Here is a 20,081-nt window from a genome sequence, read left to right as displayed (position 1 = left end):
ATCGATTTCTTCGGTGAATGAGATAATAAAGCTCATTTTGCGATTCCGATCACATTTGTTAAATCCTATACTTAATTGCTACTAAAAAATTAACAACTTAATAGGTGTGCTTTCTATGGCGGAAACAAAACCACAACAGACCGGGCTTCTGGTGAAGCTGACGGCGCTGTTTGCAGCCTTCTGCGGGCTGTATCTGCTGATCGGGGGAATCTGGCTCGTCTCGCTGGGCGGCTCCTGGTACTACCCTATCGCCGGGCTGGTGATGCTGGCGGTGACCACGATGCTCTGGCGCGGTAAGCGTGCTGCACTCTGGCTCTATGCGCTGGTACTGCTGACGACCATGATTTGGGGTGTCTGGGAAGTCGGCTTCGACTTCTGGGCGCTGACACCGCGCAGCGACATTCTGGTGTTCTTCGGCATTTGGCTGATTCTGCCGTTTGTTTCGCGTCGCCTGATTGTGCCTTCTGCAGGCGCGGTCGCGGCACTGGTGGTGGTTCTGCTGATTACCGGCGGCATCCTCACCTGGGCAGGCTTCCACGACCCACAGGAAATCAACGGCACGCTGAGCACTGATGTGACGCCTGCCGCGCCGATTTCTCAGGTAGCCGATCAGGACTGGCCAGCTTATGGCCGCAACCAGGAAGGTCAACGCTGGTCACCGCTCAAGCAAATCAACGCCGATAACGTGCACCAGTTGAAAGAAGCCTGGGTATTCCGTACCGGCGACCTGAAGCAGCCGAACGATCCGGGTGAAATCACCAATGAAGTGACGCCGATTAAAGTGGGCGACATGCTTTACCTCTGCTCCGCTCACCAGCGCGTGTTCGCGCTTGATGCTGCAACAGGGAAAGAGAAGTGGCATTTTGATCCACAGCTCAACACCAACACCTTCTTCCAGCACGTGACCTGCCGTGGTGTTTCTTACCATGAAGCCAAAGCGGATAGCGCGCCCACTGACGTGGTGGCGGATTGTCCGCGCCGCATCCTGCTGCCGGTGAACGATGGCCGTCTGTTTGCGCTGAATGCCGATACCGGCAAGCTGTGTGAAAGCTTCGCCAACAAAGGCGTGCTGAACCTGCAGACTAACCAGCCAGTGACCACGCCAGGCATGTATGAGCCGACGTCACCGCCGATCGTTACCGACAAAACCATCGTCATTGCGGGTTCCGTCACCGATAACTTCTCAACCCGTGAAGCCTCTGGCGTGATTCGTGGTTTTGACGTTAACACCGGTAAGCTGCTGTGGGCGTTTGACCCAGGCGCGAAAGATCCCAATGAAATCCCTAATGACGAACACAAGTTCAGCCTGAACTCGCCGAACTCGTGGGCACCTGCCGCGTATGATGCGAAGCTGGATCTGGTGTATCTGCCAATGGGTGTGACCACTCCCGACATCTGGGGCGGTAACCGCACACCAGAGCAGGAACGCTATGCGAGCGCGATTGTGGCGCTGAATGCCACCACCGGGAAACTGGCGTGGAGCTACCAGACCGTTCACCACGATCTGTGGGATATGGACCAACCGTCTCAGCCGACGCTGGCGGATATCACCGTTGACGGTAAAACCGTGCCAGTCGTTTACGCTCCGGCGAAAACCGGTAACATCTTTGTGCTCGACCGTCGTAATGGTCAACTGGTGGTGCCTGCCCCAGAAAAACCCGTGCCACAAGGCCCAGCCAAAGGCGATCGCCTTAGCCCAACGCAGCCGTTCTCCGATCTGAGCTTCCGTCCGAAGAAAGATCTGAGCGGAGCGGATATGTGGGGCGCGACGATGTTCGACCAGCTGGTCTGTCGCGTGATGTTCCACCAGCTGCGCTATGAAGGCATCTTCACTCCGCCGTCAGAGCAAGGCACGCTGGTGTTCCCGGGCAACCTGGGGATGTTTGAGTGGGGCGGTATTTCCGTCGATCCGAACCGTCAGGTTGCTATTGCTAACCCGATTGCCCTGCCGTTCGTTTCACGCTTGATGCCTCGTGGCCCTGGCAACCCAATCGAGCCGCCTAAAGATGCGAAAGGTTCAGGAACAGAAACCGGTATTCAGCCGCAGTACGGCGTACCGTTTGGCGTCACGCTGAACCCGTTCCTGTCTCCGTTTGGCCTGCCGTGTAAACAGCCGGGCTGGGGTTATATCTCTGCTCTGGATCTGAAAACCAACCAGATCGCGTGGAAAAAACGCATCGGTACGCCGCAGGACAGCCTGCCGTTCCCAATGCCGTTTAAACTGCCGTTCAATCTGGGGATGCCCATGCTGGGTGGCCCGATTTCCACCGCCGGTAACGTGCTGTTTGTTGCGGCCACTGCGGATAACTATCTGCGCGCCTACAATATGACTAACGGTGACAAACTGTGGGAAGGCCGTCTGCCAGCCGGTGGCCAGGCAACGCCGATGACCTATGAAGTGAATGGCAAGCAGTACGTAGTCATTTCTGCGGGGGGTCATGGTTCGTTTGGTACCAGGATGGGCGACTATATTGTGGCTTACGCTTTGCCAGATGAAGCGAAATAAAAAGGAATTGCCCGGCGGCGCTACGCTGGCCGGGCCTACAACATAGTCAAACATGAGCGCATGTTCAAAACTGTAGGCCGGGTCAGGTGCTAGCCGCCACCCGGCTTTTTTTTACACCGTAAACCCAAGCATCATCCCCGTATCTTCATGCTCTAACAGATGGCAATGCGCCATATACATATGTTCTTTCGATGCTTCATGGTCAAACTTCACCAACACTTCGCTCACCGCGCCTTCGACTCTCACCGTATCTTTCCAGCCCGCGCGATGCGCTGCTGGCGGCTTGCCATTCTCGGACAAAATTCGGAACTGCGTGCCGTGGATGTGGAACGGGTGCAGCATCATGTCGCCCTCACCGGATATCGTCCAGCGCTCAAACTGACCGCGGCTGGCTGCAAACATCGGGTTCGCCATATCGAAGGCTTTGCCGTTAATGCGGTTGGCGTTATGGAAATCAAAGCCTTTGCCACCGTGATTCATATGGCCCATGTTGCCGTGATCCCTCTGCATTCCACCATGGCCCATCATCTGCCCATCATCCATCCCGCCCATGGCCTGATCGCCATACTTCTTCATCAGCGCCTGCATGCCCATCATGTCGAGCATCGGGTCCATCGACAGCAGTAGTTTGCGCTGCGTGAGCCCTTCAAGTGTTGTCAGGGCTGGCAGCGTTGCGAGGCTATCCGGCAGCGTCGCCGAAGCAGAAATTTGCACTGGCTGAATGCGCATCACCGGATGAGGCTTATCAAACGGCGCAACCGCCATACCCATCTGATTCACTGGCAATGTCACCAAATCGAAAGCTTTCCCGTCGCTGATGTCCACCAGCACTTCAAAACGTTCGCCCATCAGCATCGGCAGTTCGTTCAGTTTCACCGGTTCGACGAGCAGGCCGCCGTCACTGGCAATCACATACAACGGACGATTATCACTGGCCGCCAGATTCAGCGAGCGAGCGTTACAGCCATTAAGCAAACGCAGGCGCAGCCAGCCTTTTGGCGCGGCGTGTTGGGGGTAAATCGCACCGTTGGTCAGCAAGGTGTCACCGAACCAGCCGACAGCGGCGGTCATGATATCGAGCTGGTAATCCACTTCACCCGCATCGGTAAAGCGTTTGTCCTGAATAATCACCGGCACATCATCAATGCCCCACTGCTTGGGCAACAGCAGTTTATGAATTTGCGGATCTTCAATCAGCACTAACCCGGCAAGCCCCATCGCCACCTGATGCCCGGTTTTGCCATGCTGATGGGGATGGAACCAGCAGGTTGCGGCTTGCTGGCTCGGCGTAAACGTCACGCTTCTGGATGCGCCGGGCTTGATAACGCCCTGCGGGCCGCCGTCAACCTCACCAGGGATTTCAAGCCCATGCCAGTGAACGGTTGTCTCTTCTGCAAGCTGGTTGCGGATATCTACCGTCACCGCCTTGCCCTGTTGCAATTGCAAAGCAGGCCCCAGCAGGTTGCCGTTATAGCCCCACGTTGTCGCAGTTTTCGTGCCGAATTGAGATTTTCCGCTTTGCACCGTTAGCGTGATGCGATTGTGGGCATCGGGGGTGAGCAAAGTGGGGATCGGTAAAGGTGGACGTTCGGCGGCCAGAACGCTACGACTCCATAACGGTAAAGCGCTGGCGACCCCGACGGCGGCGGCTAATTTGATAAATTCACGACGTTGCATCTTCACTCCCTTTTGACAACTGGCGATTAAATGAGCTTAAACCCTGCCCTTACCGGAAGGTCAAGAAGAATCCCTTAATAAAGCCCTGCGCAGGCCTGAGAAGTGTGCTAACGTTGAATTTCGTGGATGCAATGGTAATTAAAATGAAGACGTTTTTCAGAACTGTGGTACTCGGTGCTTTGCTGGCAATTTCCTCTAATAGCTATGCGTTAAGCGAATCCGAGGCCGAAGATATGGCCGATCTGACGGCGGTGTTTGTGTTCCTGAAAAACGACTGTGGTTACCAGAATTTACCGAACCAGCAAATTCGTCGTGCTTTGGTCTTTTTTGCTCAGCAAAATCAGTGGGATCTCAGCAACTACGATACCTTCAACATGAAAGCGCTGGGCGAAGACAGCTATCGTGATCTCAGTGGCATCCGCATCCCGACCTCAAAAAAGTGCAAAGCGCTGGCCCGTGATTCCCTGAGCCTGCTTGCCTACGTCAAATAAGCCCCACTGAACTCACCTTGCTGAAATAACGACCGTGCATCCACGGTCATTGTTGGCTATGATGTTGCGCCCATTTTGACGGGGTGTTAACGAAGGAGGGTTCAACCCATGACCAATAACAAGGTGTGGCATGAAACGCTGCACGACCAGTTTGGTCAGTACTTTACCGTCGAAAACGTGCTGTATCACGAGAAGACGGATCCTCTCTGAGACCTGCTCGATTATCGGCGCCAATATTCTTAATATCGCGCGGCAGGACTACGAACCACAGGGAGCGCAAAGCAATTACGGATTTACTGTGGAAAGAGATGCGTGAAATCTACTACGGACGGAATATGCCGGCCGTGTGAGCCACGACCAGCAGCGCCCGCGGGCGCTGTTATTCTGGCTGAACTAACTTAAGCGCGATATCTCGCCGGGCTAACTCAGTTTGTACCGATTGTGGAAGATGTGAATCGGTGATCACTTCCGTGAAGTCTTCGAGCGTTGCCACCGTGAACAGCGAGTGCGCCCCATATTTGCTGCTATCGGCTAACAGGACTTTGCGCTGAGCATTAGCGATGATTTCCTGTTTCAGCCCTGCTTTGTCTTCTGTCGGTGTTGTCACCCCAGTCTCTGCGCCCCAGGAGTTACAGCTCATGAACGCAATATCCGGGAAAACGCTGCGCAGCATTTTACGGCCATACTCACCAATGCAGGACTGACTGCTGTCGTCAATTCGGCCACCGACAATCGTGACCTCAATTTGCCTGAACTCCGACAGGAACAGCGCAATATGCAAATCCACCGTAATCACCCGCAGTGGCAAATGCGTTAAACATTTTGCCAGTTCGAGCATGGTGGTTCCGGCATCCAAAACAACTGCATCACCCGCTTTAACTAACGAGGCAGCAAAACGAGCGATCGCCTTTTTCTCTGCGGGCGATCGCAATTGCTTTTCATTGGTGGTGGGTTGCACAGGTTCAAAGCGGCGTAGCGCAACGCCGCCATGGCTTCGGCTGATCACGCCCTGTTCGTCGAGTTTGATCAAATCACGTCGGATAGTGGCCGGGGAAGCATCAACCGCCTCAACCAATTGTTCTACCGTAACCAGCGTATGGTTTTTCAGATACGCCACAATATTATCCAGACGGTGTTGTCCTTTCATAACAGGGAATTACGCCAGTTGCATTGCCAGTTTGATCGATACGGCCATGCTCTCAGATTTTGCTTTTCCCGTCCAGGCGATATCAAACGCAGTCCCATGATCCGCGGACGTGCGAATGAATGGCAGACCAGCGGTAATGTTTACACCGTCGTAAAAACCTAACAGCTTCAACGGAATATGCCCCTGGTCGTGATACATCGCGACCACCATATCGTACTGCCCTTCGTAGGCCTGCAGGAAAACAGTATCTGGCGGGCACGGCCCGTAAACGTCGATACCTTTGGCTTTGGTGCTGGCAATGGCAGGTGCCAGGAAACGGCTCTCTTCATCACCGAACAAACCATTTTCGCCCGCATGCGGATTCACTCCAGCGACGGCGATTCTCGGTTTGGCGTAACCCACGCGTTTGAGAAAAGTATCAGCAATGCCGATAACGGTTTCTACGCGAGGTGTGTTCAGCGTATCCAGGAATTTACGCAAGGCGATATGGGTAGAGACATGAATGACTTTCAACTTGTCAGTAAAAAGCACCATTGCGTAATCGCGGCTTTCGGTCAGTGTCGCCAACAGCTCGGTGTGCCCTGGATAGTTGTGCCCGGCAAGGTGCAGCGCCTCTTTGTTTAGCGGTGCGGTGGCGATGGCCTGAACGTCTCCTTTCAACGCCAGCGCCGTGGCTCGTTTTACACAACGATAAGCAAGATCCCCTGCCTGAGCCTGCACTTTACCTGGCTCCAGTGCCTGGGGTTCCGCCAGCGGTTCATCAATCACGTGGATGACACCAGGCGTGAAGCGTGCTGCTGCTACCTCGGTAATAGCGCGAAATTCAACGCCCTTAGCCAGACCGTTAGCCTGTAAACGCTTCAGTGTATGCAGGCAGCCGACCACGACCAGCGGCGCGCCGTTGAGGTCATCTTCGGTGAGTGCTTTAACGATAATTTCAGGCCCAATCCCCGCAGGGTCGCCCATGGTGATTGCAACAATCTTAGTGCCCACAGTACATCTCCTCAATAAAATAAAGCGCATCACACAGCGTGCTGTCTGAACCAAATCCCCCGGCCTTGGTGATCACCGGCAAATCGTCCAGTTCGCTGTTGATGAATGTCCCGCAAGGAATGCAGGGTGCGACTTCGCTCTGAATTCGATATCCCTCTGCGCCCAGCGCGCTGGCAACCGCAGTAGCAATATCGCCCCCTGTCAGAAACAGGCCGCCGACTCGCGCCTGTGCCAGAATTTTTAGCGTGATTTCCCCGATACGTTGGCTTAAGACTTCACCCAGTTGCTGACGGTTCATTCCGGCCGTCTGGCATAACTCATCAATCAACTGCCTGTCTTGCGCACTTCGGCTGGTACGTAAAATCGTATGGTGCTGGCGACTTAGCTGTGCGCACGCTTGCTCTGCAACAGCAGCGATTTCGAAGGCAAACGACGAAGAAATCAGGCGGGATGCATCGATATCGACAACGTCCGCCCGCCCTTCGCAAAGCGCACGATCGACCTGTCTGCGCGTGGCTTCGCTCATCGATCCGGCAACCACCAGCACGGGTAGCGCCTGCTGTTCCTGCATAAAGAGACTGACGGGCAAAGCATTGGCGAGGCCCGCCGCTCCCACCATCAGTGGAAACTGCTTTTGCTCGCAAAGTGCCTGAGCGACCAACATCAAATCGCGATCTTCCACGGCATCGACAACGACCATACATTCGCCTTCATCAGCCCAGGCTTTCAGAAGAGCACTGAGCCGCCCACGTCTGAGATCGTCGAGATGGACTTCATGAACCGGCAACTCACTTTGCAGTGCAATCAGTTCGGCAATGCGCGAAGAGGTAATCGGTGTTTTCGGATCGCTGGCAAACTCGGTGTCCAGAAGCGGTGTTCCGTTGACCAGACAAAGCCCCTTCTGCGTGGTGCGTCCTGCAGAAGGGATGGCCGCCGCAATGACGGCGATACGACGACCACTGGCTTGCATCGCTGCCACGACTTCTGCCCCAACGTTTCCCCTGAAGGTAGAATCAATTTTCTTGTACACCAGCGGCGGCGTCGCCCTTTCACACCACGACGCAAGAGCTTCTCCAACGGAGTATGCAGCTTGCTCTGCGGGCAGTGCTCTGCTTTCCGTATTGACGATCAACACATCTGCACGGCGTGAAGGTTTCTGTGCTGCACTGAGCATCACTTCCGTTCTGGCTCCCTTTTTCGCCAACTGCACACCGGTGTCGTTCGCCCCCGTGAAATCGTCAGCGATAACGATCATTTTCATGCGTTTTTCTCCTGAGCCACCTGTCGTGCCTGTTTCTTCGCAACCCATGAGGTCAATATCGGCGTCAGAATAGCGGTGGTGATAACCGATGCGGCAATTAACGGTGCAGCCGCTGCAGCAACCGTGGCCAATGATGGATCGGCCTGCGCGATGGCAAGCGGCGTTGCCACCGCATTCCCTGCCGTACTTGAAGCAGCTGCCCCCGCGATACCGCTGCCGCCCACTAAGCGGTCGGATCGAATGGTAAAGAAGCCGCCAATAAACGTGGTCAGTACGCCGAGCAGGATCCCCGCCAGGCCGCCCTGCAAAAGCATTTCAAGATTAATTCCGGCACCAAGCGCGAAAGCGAAGAAAGGAATCAATAACGGCCCGCCTTTGGTCAGGAAGTCACGCATATTCGGGTCGAGATTCCCCAAAGTCATGCCAACCAACAGAGGGATCAGCACCGCCACCAGCGCCATAATTGGAATGTTAGCCATACCCGCCGCGCCCAGTGCGATCATGGTGAAGAAAGGTCCATCGTTCAGCGACAAAATAGAAATCGCGCCCACATCGCGCTCATTTCCGAACTCGCCCACTAGCGCTGCATAAAGACCGCCGTTGGAGTTGCTCATCGCGGCAATGATTGCCACACCACTTAAGCCGAAAATCCCTTCAGTACCGAACAGATGCTCTACGCCCAGCCCCAGAGCAATGGCGATGAGGAGTTTTGTGAGGGTGATTGTGCCGCCTTGCAACAAGGCCTGTGGCGCCGCTTTGACGCTGATCCCAGCACCCATGCAAAGAAGGAAAGCACCAATTAAAGGCGCGGCGCCATTTTTAAACAAAGCGGTGGTAAAGCCGCCAATCTCCAGCGCCTGAGGCGCAAACGTATTGATAATTGCCCCAATGACTAATGGCACGACCATCATGCCGCCGGGAACTCGCTCAATTGCTTTTTTGATATTCATGTCGTCCCACCCGTCTTCATCATGATTAAATAAAATCATATTGATTATATTTAATCATGATGAAGACACAATCGTCCCAGATCACAGTTTTAAAATGATTATATAAAATCAATTAATCATTTTGGTTAAAAAAAAGCCGGGAAAGAATCCCGGCCGTTCAACGCTACTGACGATCACTTTTTGCTGACGAACTCCCGATACGCCGTCACTACCTGAAGAAAATCCTCTACGCCGCACATCGACAGGCTCTCTTCATCGTAATAGCTCATGCCCTCTTCCATCTCATCGCCGGAGAATTCAAGCTGGTTGGCGCGCACCATCACCTCTTCCCCGTCCAGCCAGACGGTATATTCATGCCCGGCTCGCTGCCAGGCGTTCTCGGTGCCTTTTACGGCCTGTGCCGCGGCTTCCACTTCGTCGAGCAGTGAGAGGTTCTCTTTCACTTCTTCATTAAACCAGTGCCCTACCACTTCGTGGCCCATCGACATACGCACTTTCACCACCCCGGTGATGTCGCGCAGAAATTCGTAATCCATGATGTTTTCCTCTGCAAAGCCATTGGCGTAATTATCGCAGATAGAAGGGAGATAAAAAGCGGGACGGGTGTCAGGAGTGGAAAATAAAAACCCCACGTCGAAGGAAGTGAGGTTTTGTCTTTTGTAGGCCGGATAAGCGTTAGCGACATCCGGCAAAGAATTGCCGGGCGGCACTGCGTTTGCCCGGCCTACATTTTTAGCGCTAGCTTTTACACAGCAGTCTGGAAAATCACACCGTCCGCTTTCTCGGTGTACTGAGAGAGTTGGTCGAAGTTCAGATAGCGATACGTGTCTACAGCGGTCTTATCAACCTGCGCCACGAACGTCTGGTACTCATCCGGCGTTGGCAGTTTACCGATCAGCGCCGCAACGGCCGCCAGCTCTGCAGAGGCCAGAAACACATTCGCGCCCGTCCCTAAACGGTTCGGGAAGTTACGGGTCGAGGTGGAAACCACCGTTGAACCGTCCGCCACACGCGCCTGGTTACCCATGCACAGTGAACAGCCCGGGATCTCAATACGTGCCCCACTCTTGCCGAAAATGCTGTAATAGCCTTCTTCGGTGAGCTGAGCAGCATCCATACGGGTTGGCGGCGCGACCCACAGGCGAGTTGGCAACTGGCCTTTGTGATTATCGAGCAGTTTACCCGCCGCGCGGAAGTGGCCGATGTTGGTCATGCAGGAACCGATAAACACTTCGTCGATTTTCTCGCCCTGCACATCAGACAGCAGACGCGCGTCGTCCGGATCGTTTGGCGCACACAGGATTGGCTCTTTGATATCCGCCAGGTCGATGTCGATAACGGCCGCGTATTCTGCGTCAGCATCGGCTTCGAGCAGCATAGGTTCAGCCAGCCATTTTTCCATGCCCTGGATACGACGTTCCAGCGTACGACGGTCGCCGTAGCCTTCAGCAATCATCCACTTCAGCAGCACGATATTGGAGTTCAGATACTCTTCAATCGGCGCCTGGTTCAGTTTGATGGTACAGCCCGCAGCGGAACGCTCAGCAGACGCATCGGTCAGTTCGAACGCTTGCTCGACTTTCAGATCCGGCAGACCTTCAATCTCCAGAATGCGGCCAGAAAAGATGTTCTTCTTGCCTTTCTTCTCAACGGTCAGCAGGCCCTGTTTGATGGCATACAGAGGGATTGCATGCACAAGGTCACGCAGGGTGATGCCCGGCTGCATTTTACCTTTGAAGCGCACCAGTACGGATTCCGGCATGTCGAGCGGCATAACGCCTGTCGCAGCAGCAAACGCCACCAGACCAGAACCCGCCGGGAAGGAGATACCGATTGGGAAACGGGTATGAGAGTCACCGCCCGTACCCACCGTATCTGGCAGCAGCATACGGTTCAGCCAGGAGTGGATAACCCCGTCGCCCGGACGCAGCGAGACACCGCCACGGTTCATGATGAAGTCTGGCAGGGTGTGGTGAGTGGTCACGTCAACCGGCTTAGGATAAGCGGCAGTGTGGCAGAAGGACTGCATCACCAAATCAGCAGAGAAGCCCAGGCACGCCAGGTCTTTCAGCTCATCACGGGTCATTGGGCCGGTGGTGTCCTGTGAACCGACAGAAGTCATCTTCGGCTCGCAGTACGCGCCTGGACGAATACCGGCTACGCCGCAAGCGCGGCCCACCATTTTCTGTGCCAGGGAGTAGCCACGGTTGCTTTCAGCAACGTCTTTCGCGTGACGGAATACGTTGCTGTGCGGCAGACCCAGCGCTTCACGCGCTTTGGTGGTCAGGCCACGGCCGATGATCAGCGGAATACGGCCACCGGCGCGCACTTCGTCAATCAGCACGTCAGTTTTCAGCTCGAAGCTTGCCAGCAGTTCGTTGGTTTCGTGGTGACGCACTTCGCCTTTGAACGGGTAAACGTCAATCACGTCGCCCATGTTCAGGTTGTTCACGTCCACTTCGATTGGCAGCGCGCCCGCATCTTCCATGGTGTTGAAGAAGATAGGTGCAATTTTGCCACCGAGGCACAGACCACCGCCGCGCTTATTCGGCACGTGTGGAATGTCGTCGCCCATGAACCACAGCACGGAGTTGGTTGCGGATTTACGGGAAGAGCCGGTACCGACAACGTCACCCACGTAAGCCAGCGGGAAGCCTTTTTTCTGCAGGGCTTCGATCTGTTTGATCGGGCCGACAGCACCTGGCTGATCGGGCTCAATACCTTCACGGGCGTTTTTCAGCATCGCCAGCGCGTGCAGTGGGATATCCGGGCGAGACCAGGCATCCGGCGCTGGAGACAGGTCATCGGTGTTGGTTTCGCCAGTCACTTTAAAGACGGTGACGGTGATTTTCTCTGCCAGCGCTGGACGGCTCTGGAACCATTCGGCGTCTGCCCAGGACTGCATCACCTGTTTCGCGTAGCTGTTGCCCGCTTTGGCTTTCTCTTCCACATCGTAGAAGTTGTCGAACATCAGCAGCGTGTGAGACAGGGCTTTAGCGGCGATCGGGGCCAGCGTAGCGCTGTCCAGCGCGTCAATCAGAGGATGAATATTGTAACCCCCCTGCATGGTGCCCAGCAGTTCGATTGCTTTTTCAGGGGTAACCAGAGGGGAAGTGGCTTCGCCTTTGGCGACAGCAGCAAGGAATCCGGCTTTCACATAGGCGGCTTCATCGACGCCTGGCGGAACACGGTTGATTAAAAGGTCTAACAGGAATTCTTCTTCGCCAGCAGGCGGGGCTTTCAGCAGCTCGACGAGTGCGGCCATTTGGGTTGCGTCTAAAGGTTTCGCAACAATTCCCTCGGCGGCACGTTCAGCTACGTGCTTACGGTATTCTTCTAGCACGACGGTATCTCCTCACTCTCATTGTCATATGCGGCCGGCGTTCTCTTCACTCTCCTGTGAGACAGCAGTTTGTAGGGTAAATGCCCGATACCGCGACGGGCAGCATAGCAGGATTTCCGGGGGGTGTTAATCTGTTTACAAAAAAGCAACATTAAATAATGGGCTGAATCGTTAAGGTCAGAATAAAGCCGCTCGATTGGCTTTTTTTAAACATAAAAATCTTATCTGGTTACAGACTTCTCGTCGCGATCCCAACTAAAGTCAAAAACAAAAAATAAGTCCCCCTATACTCCTGTCATCGTTGCTATTTTCGGCAATACTCTCTGAATCAGGCCAAATTTTTTGCGCCAGGAGACCACAATGACGTTGCCCTTCAAGCCCCATATTCTTGCGCTGATTTGCAGTGCCGGGTTGCTCGCCGCTTCGGGAACTCTGTATATCCAGAGCCGTGCGGCAGATGCGCCATCGCAGCCTGCTCCTGTTGTCGCACAACCGGCAGCACCTGCGCAGCCAGCTGCTCCAGTCGCGGCACAACCCGCTGCTGCCACAACTTATCCCCCCGCGCAAATTGATCAGTGGGTCGCGCCGATTGCGCTCTACCCTGACAATCTGCTGTCGCAGGTGTTGATGGCCTCCACGTATCCAAGCAACGTGCTGCAGGCGGTGCAATGGTCGCAGGATAACCCCAGCATGCAGGGCGATGCCGCCGTGCAGGCCGTGGCGAATCAACCGTGGGACCCAAGCGTAAAATCGCTGGTTGCCTTCCCGGCGCTGCTGTCCTTAATGGGCGAGAACCCCCAGTGGGTGCAGGATTTAGGCAACGCGTTTCTGGCACAGCCTCAGGATGTGATGGATTCGGTGCAAAAGCTGCGTAACATCGCCCAGCAAACCGGCACCTTAAAATCCTCGCCGCAGCAGAAAGTGACCACCACCCAAGTGGCGGCACCGCCACCGGCGTCTGGCACAACCACCACCACGACAACGACCACCACCCCATCCCCGACGACGCAAGTCATCAAGATTGAGTCAGCCGATCCGAACGTGGTGTACGTTCCAACCTATAACCCGAACACCGTCTACGGCACCTGGCCGAATACCGCTTACCCACCGGTCTACCTGCCCCCTACGCCCGGTGAGCAGTTCACCAACAGTTTCGTCAACGGCCTCGGCTTCAGCCTGGGCGTCGCCACCACCTACGCCTTGTTCAGCAACATCGACTGGGACGACGACTATCATCACGACGATGACTGGGATCACGGCGGCTGGCACGGCGGCGGAAACAACAACATTAATATCGACGTCAATAACTACAACCACTTCAACAATCAGCACTTTGATGGCAAGAACGTAAACTGGCAGCACAACCCGACGTTCCGCAACAACGTGCCGTACCCGAACAACAACGTGGCTCAGCGCTTCCACCAGACCAACGTGCCCGGCGGCCTAAGCGCCACACAGCGCAGCCCGGCCAATCTGACCAGCCAGCGTCAGGCGGCGCTCGATCAGTTCCAGCACAGCACTCACAACGGGGCAGCGAAAGGGCTGACCGCAGGCGGCGTGGCAGCAGCGGGCAACCGCGATTCACAGCGTCAGGCAGCTTCGCAGCAGCTGAACAAAATCACCCAGCGCAGCAACTACCGCGGTTATGACACCCCGGAAAACCGCGTGGCGGCGAAGCAGAAGCTGCAAAACCCAACGGCGCAGCAGCAACAGCGCCGTGAAAATGCCAAATCTCATGTGCAGAACCCAACAGCGCAGCAGCAACAACGTCGCGAGCAGGTGAAAGAACATCACGCCTCCGTGACACCCGCACAGCATCAGCAGCGCCAACAGCAATTGCAGAACGTGCGAGCCAATGCCCTGAGCGGCAATGACAGCCGCTCGCCATCCTGGGAGGCCCAGCGCCAACGCGGCACGCAAAGCCGCAACTTGTCCCAGACCCACAGCCGACCACAGATCGAACGTGGTTCTCAACATCGCGAACTGCGTCATCGCTAAGGAGGAGCCATGAAAAAAATAACGATCGCCGGTCTGCTCGCCCTGTTCACCCTGCCCGCTTTTGCGCAGCAGCATTTCGACTCGCCGGACAAGGCCGCCACAGCACTGGTCGATGCCATCTCCACGCATAACGAAACCGCCATGAACGACCTGTTGGGCGATAACTGGCGGCAATATCTGCCGCCGGAAGGGGCCGATCCTGAAGCCGTTGCCCGCTTCCTGCGAGACTGGAAAGTCGGTCATAAAATAGAGGAAAACGGGGATGTTGCGCACCTGAACGTCGGCGCAGGGGAGTGGCAACTGCCCATCCCGATGCTGAAAACCGCCGAAGGCTGGCATTTTGATATGGCGAGCGCGGAAGATGAAATTCAGACCCGCGAGATTGGCCGTAATGAGCTGTCAGCCATTCAGGCGATGCACGCCTATGTTGATGCGCAGGAAGACTATTACCAGCGCTTCCAGATTTACGCCGCCAAACTGCTGAGCAGCGAAGGCAAAAAAGACGGCCTGTACTGGCCCACACAGCCCGGTGATGAACCCAGCCCGTTAGGGCCAGCCTTCAGCCCCACCGTGCCGGGCATGGGCTATCACGGTTACCGCTTCCGCATTCTTCCCGATGCCCAAAAAGAGGGCTTTGCCCTGATTGCCTGGCCGGTGAAATACGGCGAAACCGGGATCATGAGCTTTATGATTGACCAGAATGACACCGTTTATCAGACCGACCTGGGAAGTGAGTCACAGCAAAAAGCCCAGGCTCTGGAAGCCTACAGGACGGATAAAGCCTGGCAGCCCGTGCAGTAAGAGAGTTAAGCGGCCAGGTGGTTTGCGACTGGCCGCTCGATCATCCGGCCCACTAACTTAGCGCTGCTTCCCTACGCTATCGAGCGCTTCCATCACCGGACTTAACAGATAACTTAAGATGGTTCTCCGCCCCGTTTTTACTTCAGCTGTTACCTGCATTCCAGGTTCGAGCGCCATTTCTCGCCCATCAATAATTAAATGCTTTTGCGACAATTCAATGGTGGCTTTATAGATAAGCCCCTGGTCTTTATCTTCAGTAGCATCAGCGGAAATTTTACGCAATCGGCCAATAACCCATCCATATCGCGTGAAATCAAAGGTATCGATTTTGAGAGTAACATTTTGACCTGGACGTAAAAATCCCACATCCTGATTACTCACAATGACTTCAGCACTAAGTATTTCATTATCAGGAACAATTTTAAGAAGTTCTTGTGGCGCATCCACTGCGCCTCCCGCATCCCGAAAAACCAGTGCGTCAACGATCCCCTCAACAGGAGCCACTAAGGTATATTGTGCAATTTGCCCGGTTAATTCTTTTAATTGTTTTTCCAGAATGCTGTTTTCTAGCGTTTTATCCGCAAGCTGTTGCTCCACGCTTTCTAGTTTAGTGGTTATTCTGGCCTGATATTCGGATTCAGCCTGATGATAACCTGCCCCTATCTCCACCACTTTTGCTTCAGCGCTTTTCAGAGCAAATTCCGCTTCGGTAAGTTTCTTCTGGATTTCAAGAACACTGTCCCGGCTGGTTAAATTCTTTTTATACAGCGACGATAAGGCACGATGCTGTTCAGCGTAGATAGGGAGTAAACGTAGCGATTGTTCCTTTTGAGAAAGATAGCCGGTTTTTTGTGCATTAAGAACGACCATGCTGTCCCGAAGTACCACCTTTTCCTGTCGATCGTTATTGATCTCAGCAGCCAACTGTTGAGACACTTGCTTTCCGAATAAAGGGTCTTCACTGAAATAGTCTGCAGGCAATTCTGCTGGTGCTTCAATATCCTGATAATGCTTACGCAACAACTGAAGCCGGGCGATATGAAAACGATTCGTTTTTTGCCGCAATACATTTTCTTCATATCGGGCCTCAAGGGCTTTACTGTTGAGGCGGATTAACACATCTCCTTTGCGGACGTGCTGCCCATCGCTTACCGCAACCTCAATCACCTGGGCCACCACAGAACTGCTAACCGGACGAGAGAGATCGCTCACAACAATTTTACCTCGCGTTACCGCAACGATATCCACACGCCCACAGGCGGCCCACAAAATCGATACAACAAAGAGGATGATAATGCTCCATGTAATCATTCTGCCTGCCGGAGAAGGCGGTGTTTCCTGAACTTCCAAAACTGCAGGCAAAAATTCCCGGTAGTGAGTATCTTTCATACAACGGACTCCTGCAGGTCGTGCAACCTGGAGTAGATACCTTTCAGTTCCAGCAATTGTTTATGGCTGCCTTGTTCGGCTATCTTCCCTTTTTCCATCACTAAAATTCGACTCGCGGTGCGTAAAGCTGACAAACGATGTGCAATAATAAACACTGTACGGCCGCGAGAAATTTCAGCCATATTACGTTGTATGATGTATTCAGATTCATAATCTAATGCACTGGTTGCCTCATCAAATATGATGATCCGCGGATTTGTAATTAATGCTCTCGCAATGCCTATTCTCTGTTTCTGCCCCCCAGAGAGTCGCCCACCATGTTCGCCCACCGGCGTATCATAACCTTGTGGAAACTCGCTAATAAATTCATGCGCCCCCGCGAGATTGGCCGCCTCAATAACCTGCTCAAGAGAAGCTTCCGGCAAGGCAAGCGCGATATTATCGCGTATTGTGCCATTAAATAGTTGTGTTTCCTGAAGGACGACCCCAATCTGTTTTCTGAGCCAGTGAGGATCCGTTTGAGCAATATCTATCCCATCTATATAAATTTGACCGCTCGTAGGAATACATAAGCGTTGTATCAGTCGCGTAAGCGTGCTTTTCCCTGAACCTGAACGTCCTGCAATACCAATGATCTCTTTCGGTCGAATTGTTAATGAGATATTATCCAGTACTGAAGCCCCCCCCACTTGCCACGAAAAAGAAACCTTAGAAAATTTTATAGCCCCTTTTACTTCAGCCAGGGTCGCAGTACATTCTTGATGTTCAACGGGCATATTCAATATATCCCCAAGTCTCTTCACGGACACGGAGACTTGCTGGAAGTCTTGCCATAGCTGAACCAGACGTAAAACTGGCGTTGTCACCTGTCCGGCAAACATATTAAAAGCGATTAATGCCCCCACTGTTAATTGAGCTTCAATAACCAAATGTGCGCCATACCAGAGAATCGATACACTAGTAATTTTACTGACAAACCTCGATATCTGACTGGCTATATTGCCAAGGTTCTGTGTTTTGAAACAACTGGTGACGAATGACGCGACCTGTTCATCCCAACGTCGGTTCATTAAGTTTTCTACAGACATGGCTTTTACCGACTCGATACCTGTCAGGCTCTCCACCAGAAAAGCCTGATTTCTCGCCCCCTGTTTAAACTGCTCGTCCAGACGTTCTCGTAATATCGGAGTAATCGACATCGATAACAATATGTAGGGAACCAGAGAGACAATAACGATGAGTGTTAAGGGAATGCTGTAAAAAGCCATCACGATAAAAAACAGTAAAGTAAAAAACAAATCAAGACATAAGGACATTGCGCTGCCCGTTAAAAACTCTCTGATCGTTTTAAGCTCATGGACTCGTGCGACTATCACTCCGGCTTGTCGTTGCATGAACCACGTCAAGGGTAATGCCAGCAAATGCTTATAAAGCAGCGAACTGAGCGTTACGTCGATGCGCTGAGATGTATGAGCCAATTGGTAGTTCCGTAAGCCATTTAAAATAACATCGAACAGTGAAACCACAACCATACCTAGCGCAAGTACATCTAAGGTCGTCAAACTTTGATGAGTAAGCACTTTATCTACCACCACCTGGAAGAAGAGAGGGGAGATCAATGCCAGGACTTGTATAAAGAAAGATGCCAACAAAACCTCACCAATAAGTTTTTTATAGTGCCAAAATGCATTTGCAAACCAATTCAGATTGAATTCGCTTTTGATCTCCCCCCAAGAAAAACGGCGCGTAAAAAGGAATAAATGATAGTGGTCATTTTCGTCTGGATGAAACACCGTGGGTTTATCATGACTTATTGGCTGGATTAACCACTCATCATCCTTTACAGCCAACAATATTACATAACCTGTTTCTGGAAGTTCAATTATAGCTGGAAGGGGTAATTTTTTTAAGGCGGCTATATTGACCCCCTCTACACAACGGCATTTTAAACCAGTCTCACGTACTGCGCGAACAAACTGAACCTTAATGTCGTGATGATTATCCGTAGCATATTTACCTTGCAACGCCATTGTATTTACCGCCATCCCGTAATGACGAGCAATAATTGAAAGGCAAGACCACAAACCTTGTTCTAAAGAAATCAATTTATACATCCCTGTCATTTTGGCCACCGAGAAACCTCAGTGGCCAATATAATTACTGTACAAGCTCGACTGTAGTTGTTCTGGCCGACGCCAAAGAATAGCCAACCGAGTCCATATTTTCATCATTAGCATTATCGGATGTAAACTGGCAAATTTGTTGTTGCATTAAATTGAGTGAAAAAGAACTATCGCTCGTTTCTGCCAGCGGGAGAGGAATATTATCTTCAATATAATTAAAGATATCTTCCGGCACCCAGTCAGTTCCATCTGCAAATGTAATGTGTTCCACTTGATAGTTTGTTGAGATGAAGAAATTACTAATCGTGATACTGTCTGCACCCTCGGAAAAAGATAACACTAAATTATTCGTAGATCTTGAAACAAGCGTTTCTGATGCAAGAATATTCTCGTCAAATAAAATTGCATCAGAATAATCAATCATTGAACCCTGCTCATAAATACTATCTTTTCCATCACCAGCACGATAAATATATCTGTCGCTACCTTCCCCGCCTCTCAGACTGTCATTACCCGTACCGCCATTCAGAACGTCGTTACCGCTCCCGCCGCTCAGCGTGTCATTCCCGCCATAACCCAAAAGTGTGTCATCGTTATTCCAGCCACTGAGGATGTCGTCGCTTTCATTGCCGTAAACCGGGAATCCCATCCCCACCAGGTCGCTGACCGTCAGCGTGGTGTCGCCAAAGATCATATCGAATTGACGATTTGCATCTGAACTGAAATAGCCAGGGAGTGTAAGCGTGTCGCTGCCCCCCCATGCATGGATAAGCAGGTCGTTTCCTGATTTCTCTATCAACGCCTGAGTGAGGTCGGCCCCTTCGAAAACAAGGGTATTTACCGCGTTCCTGCCAGTATCAGCCACCCGGTCCTGTCCATCGCCGATGCGAAAAATATATCTGTCGCTACCGTCCCCGCCGCTCAGACTGTCATTACCCGTACCGCCGTCCAGAATATCATTACCGCTCTCACCATTCAGCCTGTCATCACCCGTACCACCATCCAGACTGTCATTACCTTTCCCACCATACAGCGTGTCATTCCCGTCATAACCCAAAAGCGTGTCATCGTTATCCCAGCCGCTGAGATTATTGCTGCTTTCATTGCCGTAAACCGAGAACGCCATCCCTGCCAGGTCGCTGACCGTCAGTGTGGTGTCGCCAAAGACCATATCGAATTGACGATTTATCTCTGAAGTGAAGTAGCCAGGGAGTGTAAGCGTGTCACTGCCCCCCCATGCGTGAACAAGCAGATCGTTTCCTGATTTCTCTATCAACGCCTGAGTGAAGTCAGCCCCTTCGAATACGAGGGTATTTACCGCGTTCCTGCCAGTATCACTCACCCGGTCCTGACCATCGCCGATGCGAAAAATATATCTGTCGCTACCTTCCCCGCCGCTCAG

At 53.0% G+C, this 20,081-nt stretch carries 14 protein-coding genes and 2 pseudogenes; 6 read left to right on the top strand and 10 right to left on the bottom strand.

Annotation, left to right across the window (positions count from 1 at the left end; genetic code table 11):
- The first annotated feature begins 115 nt into the window (after positions 1–115).
- Entirely contained in the window at positions 116–2,506 is a 2,391-nt protein-coding gene (locus tag ACLW56_RS16455; protein WP_330984822.1) for a glucose/quinate/shikimate family membrane-bound PQQ-dependent dehydrogenase, read from the top strand.
- A 111-nt stretch (positions 2,507–2,617) separates the two neighbouring features.
- On the opposite strand, the gene cueO is transcribed toward ACLW56_RS16455, so the two are convergent.
- A complete protein-coding gene (gene cueO / locus ACLW56_RS16450) occupies positions 2,618–4,183 on the bottom strand; it encodes a multicopper oxidase CueO (RefSeq protein WP_330984821.1) in 1,566 nt (521 codons plus the stop codon).
- Positions 4,184–4,326: 143 nt separating this feature from the next.
- On the opposite strand from cueO, the gene ACLW56_RS16445 reads away from it, so the two are divergent.
- The 3 genes and pseudogenes from ACLW56_RS16445 to ACLW56_RS16435 all read left to right on the top strand — a co-directional run.
- A complete protein-coding gene (locus ACLW56_RS16445; protein ID WP_330984820.1) occupies positions 4,327–4,674 on the top strand; it encodes a YacC family pilotin-like protein in 348 nt (115 codons plus the stop codon).
- Between the two features lie 108 nt (positions 4,675–4,782).
- Positions 4,783–4,875 (top strand): annotated as a pseudogene (locus tag ACLW56_RS16440) (polyamine aminopropyltransferase); the annotation flags it as partial.
- A pseudogene (locus tag ACLW56_RS16435) lies at positions 4,874–4,951 on the top strand (hypothetical protein); the annotation flags it as partial. The pseudogenes ACLW56_RS16440 and ACLW56_RS16435, both read left to right, overlap by 2 nt.
- A gap of 102 nt (positions 4,952–5,053) precedes the next feature.
- Here ACLW56_RS16435 and ACLW56_RS16430 read toward each other — a convergent pair.
- From ACLW56_RS16430 to acnB, 6 genes are all read right to left on the bottom strand, one after another.
- Positions 5,054–5,821 (bottom strand): DeoR/GlpR family DNA-binding transcription regulator, encoded by a 768-nt coding sequence (locus ACLW56_RS16430; protein WP_330984819.1) that lies wholly within the window; start codon positions 5,819–5,821, stop codon positions 5,054–5,056.
- A gap of 9 nt (positions 5,822–5,830) precedes the next feature.
- Entirely contained in the window at positions 5,831–6,814 is a 984-nt protein-coding gene (locus ACLW56_RS16425) for a D-threonate 4-phosphate dehydrogenase (protein WP_330984818.1), read from the bottom strand.
- Positions 6,804–8,075 (bottom strand): D-threonate kinase, encoded by a 1,272-nt coding sequence (dtnK, locus tag ACLW56_RS16420; RefSeq protein WP_330984817.1) that lies wholly within the window; start codon positions 8,073–8,075, stop codon positions 6,804–6,806. The genes ACLW56_RS16425 and dtnK overlap by 11 nt, the downstream gene beginning before the upstream one ends.
- The gene (locus ACLW56_RS16415) at positions 8,072–9,025 is read right to left on the bottom strand and encodes a 2-keto-3-deoxygluconate permease 1 (protein ID WP_330984816.1); all 954 of its coding nucleotides are present in this window, start codon (positions 9,023–9,025) and stop codon (positions 8,072–8,074) included. The genes dtnK and ACLW56_RS16415 overlap by 4 nt, the downstream gene beginning before the upstream one ends.
- 173 nt (positions 9,026–9,198) lie before the next feature.
- A complete protein-coding gene (gene yacL / locus ACLW56_RS16410) occupies positions 9,199–9,561 on the bottom strand; it encodes a protein YacL (protein ID WP_330984815.1) in 363 nt (120 codons plus the stop codon).
- Positions 9,562–9,770: 209 nt separating this feature from the next.
- A complete protein-coding gene (acnB, locus tag ACLW56_RS16405; protein ID WP_330984814.1) occupies positions 9,771–12,368 on the bottom strand; it encodes a bifunctional aconitate hydratase 2/2-methylisocitrate dehydratase in 2,598 nt (865 codons plus the stop codon).
- A 360-nt stretch (positions 12,369–12,728) separates the two neighbouring features.
- Between acnB and ACLW56_RS16400 the strand changes: the two genes are divergently transcribed.
- The gene (locus ACLW56_RS16400; protein ID WP_330984813.1) at positions 12,729–14,366 is read left to right on the top strand and encodes a DUF3300 domain-containing protein; all 1,638 of its coding nucleotides are present in this window, start codon (positions 12,729–12,731) and stop codon (positions 14,364–14,366) included.
- A gap of 9 nt (positions 14,367–14,375) precedes the next feature.
- Positions 14,376–15,167: a DUF2950 family protein gene (locus ACLW56_RS16395; RefSeq protein WP_330984812.1), complete on the top strand. Its 792-nt coding sequence runs from the start codon at positions 14,376–14,378 to the stop codon at positions 15,165–15,167.
- 57 nt (positions 15,168–15,224) lie between these two features.
- Here ACLW56_RS16395 and ACLW56_RS16390 read toward each other — a convergent pair whose 3' ends face one another.
- The 3 genes from ACLW56_RS16390 to ACLW56_RS16380 form a co-directional block, all read right to left on the bottom strand.
- Complete coding sequence (locus tag ACLW56_RS16390; RefSeq protein WP_330984811.1) at positions 15,225–16,556, bottom strand: HlyD family type I secretion periplasmic adaptor subunit; 1,332 nt, start codon at positions 16,554–16,556, stop codon at positions 15,225–15,227.
- Positions 16,553–18,679 carry a type I secretion system permease/ATPase gene (locus tag ACLW56_RS16385; protein WP_330984885.1) on the bottom strand — a complete coding sequence of 709 codons (2,127 nt, stop codon included), beginning with the start codon at positions 18,677–18,679 and terminating at the stop codon, positions 16,553–16,555. Before ACLW56_RS16385 ends, ACLW56_RS16390 begins: the two co-directional genes overlap by 4 nt.
- A 34-nt stretch (positions 18,680–18,713) precedes the next feature.
- A partial coding sequence (locus tag ACLW56_RS16380) for a calcium-binding protein (RefSeq protein WP_330984810.1) occupies positions 18,714–20,081 on the bottom strand: 1,368 nt, incomplete at its 5' end.

This window comes from Pantoea sp. sgz302252 (genome assembly GCF_047713085.1).
Lineage (GTDB): Bacteria > Pseudomonadota > Gammaproteobacteria > Enterobacterales > Enterobacteriaceae > Scandinavium.
This window is presented reverse-complemented; position numbering and strand designations above follow the sequence as displayed.

What these genes read in the sequence shown, in the direction of transcription:
- cueO (WP_330984821.1), bottom strand. Translation starts at nt 4,183, where the DNA reads ATGCAACGTCGTGAATTTATCAAATTAGCCGCCGCCGTCGGGGTCGCC.
- dtnK (WP_330984817.1), bottom strand. Translation starts at nt 8,075, where the DNA reads ATGAAAATGATCGTTATCGCTGACGATTTCACGGGGGCGAACGACACC.
- ACLW56_RS16395 (WP_330984812.1), top strand. Translation starts at nt 14,376, where the DNA reads ATGAAAAAAATAACGATCGCCGGTCTGCTCGCCCTGTTCACCCTGCCC.
- yacL (WP_330984815.1), bottom strand. Translation starts at nt 9,561, where the DNA reads ATGGATTACGAATTTCTGCGCGACATCACCGGGGTGGTGAAAGTGCGT.
- ACLW56_RS16390 (WP_330984811.1), bottom strand. Translation starts at nt 16,556, where the DNA reads ATGAAAGATACTCACTACCGGGAATTTTTGCCTGCAGTTTTGGAAGTT.
- ACLW56_RS16385 (WP_330984885.1), bottom strand. Translation starts at nt 18,679, where the DNA reads ATGACAGGGATGTATAAATTGATTTCTTTAGAACAAGGTTTGTGGTCT.
- ACLW56_RS16455 (WP_330984822.1), top strand. Translation starts at nt 116, where the DNA reads ATGGCGGAAACAAAACCACAACAGACCGGGCTTCTGGTGAAGCTGACG.
- ACLW56_RS16415 (WP_330984816.1), bottom strand. Translation starts at nt 9,025, where the DNA reads ATGAATATCAAAAAAGCAATTGAGCGAGTTCCCGGCGGCATGATGGTC.
- ACLW56_RS16445 (WP_330984820.1), top strand. Translation starts at nt 4,327, where the DNA reads ATGAAGACGTTTTTCAGAACTGTGGTACTCGGTGCTTTGCTGGCAATT.
- ACLW56_RS16430 (WP_330984819.1), bottom strand. Translation starts at nt 5,821, where the DNA reads ATGAAAGGACAACACCGTCTGGATAATATTGTGGCGTATCTGAAAAAC.
- ACLW56_RS16400 (WP_330984813.1), top strand. Translation starts at nt 12,729, where the DNA reads ATGACGTTGCCCTTCAAGCCCCATATTCTTGCGCTGATTTGCAGTGCC.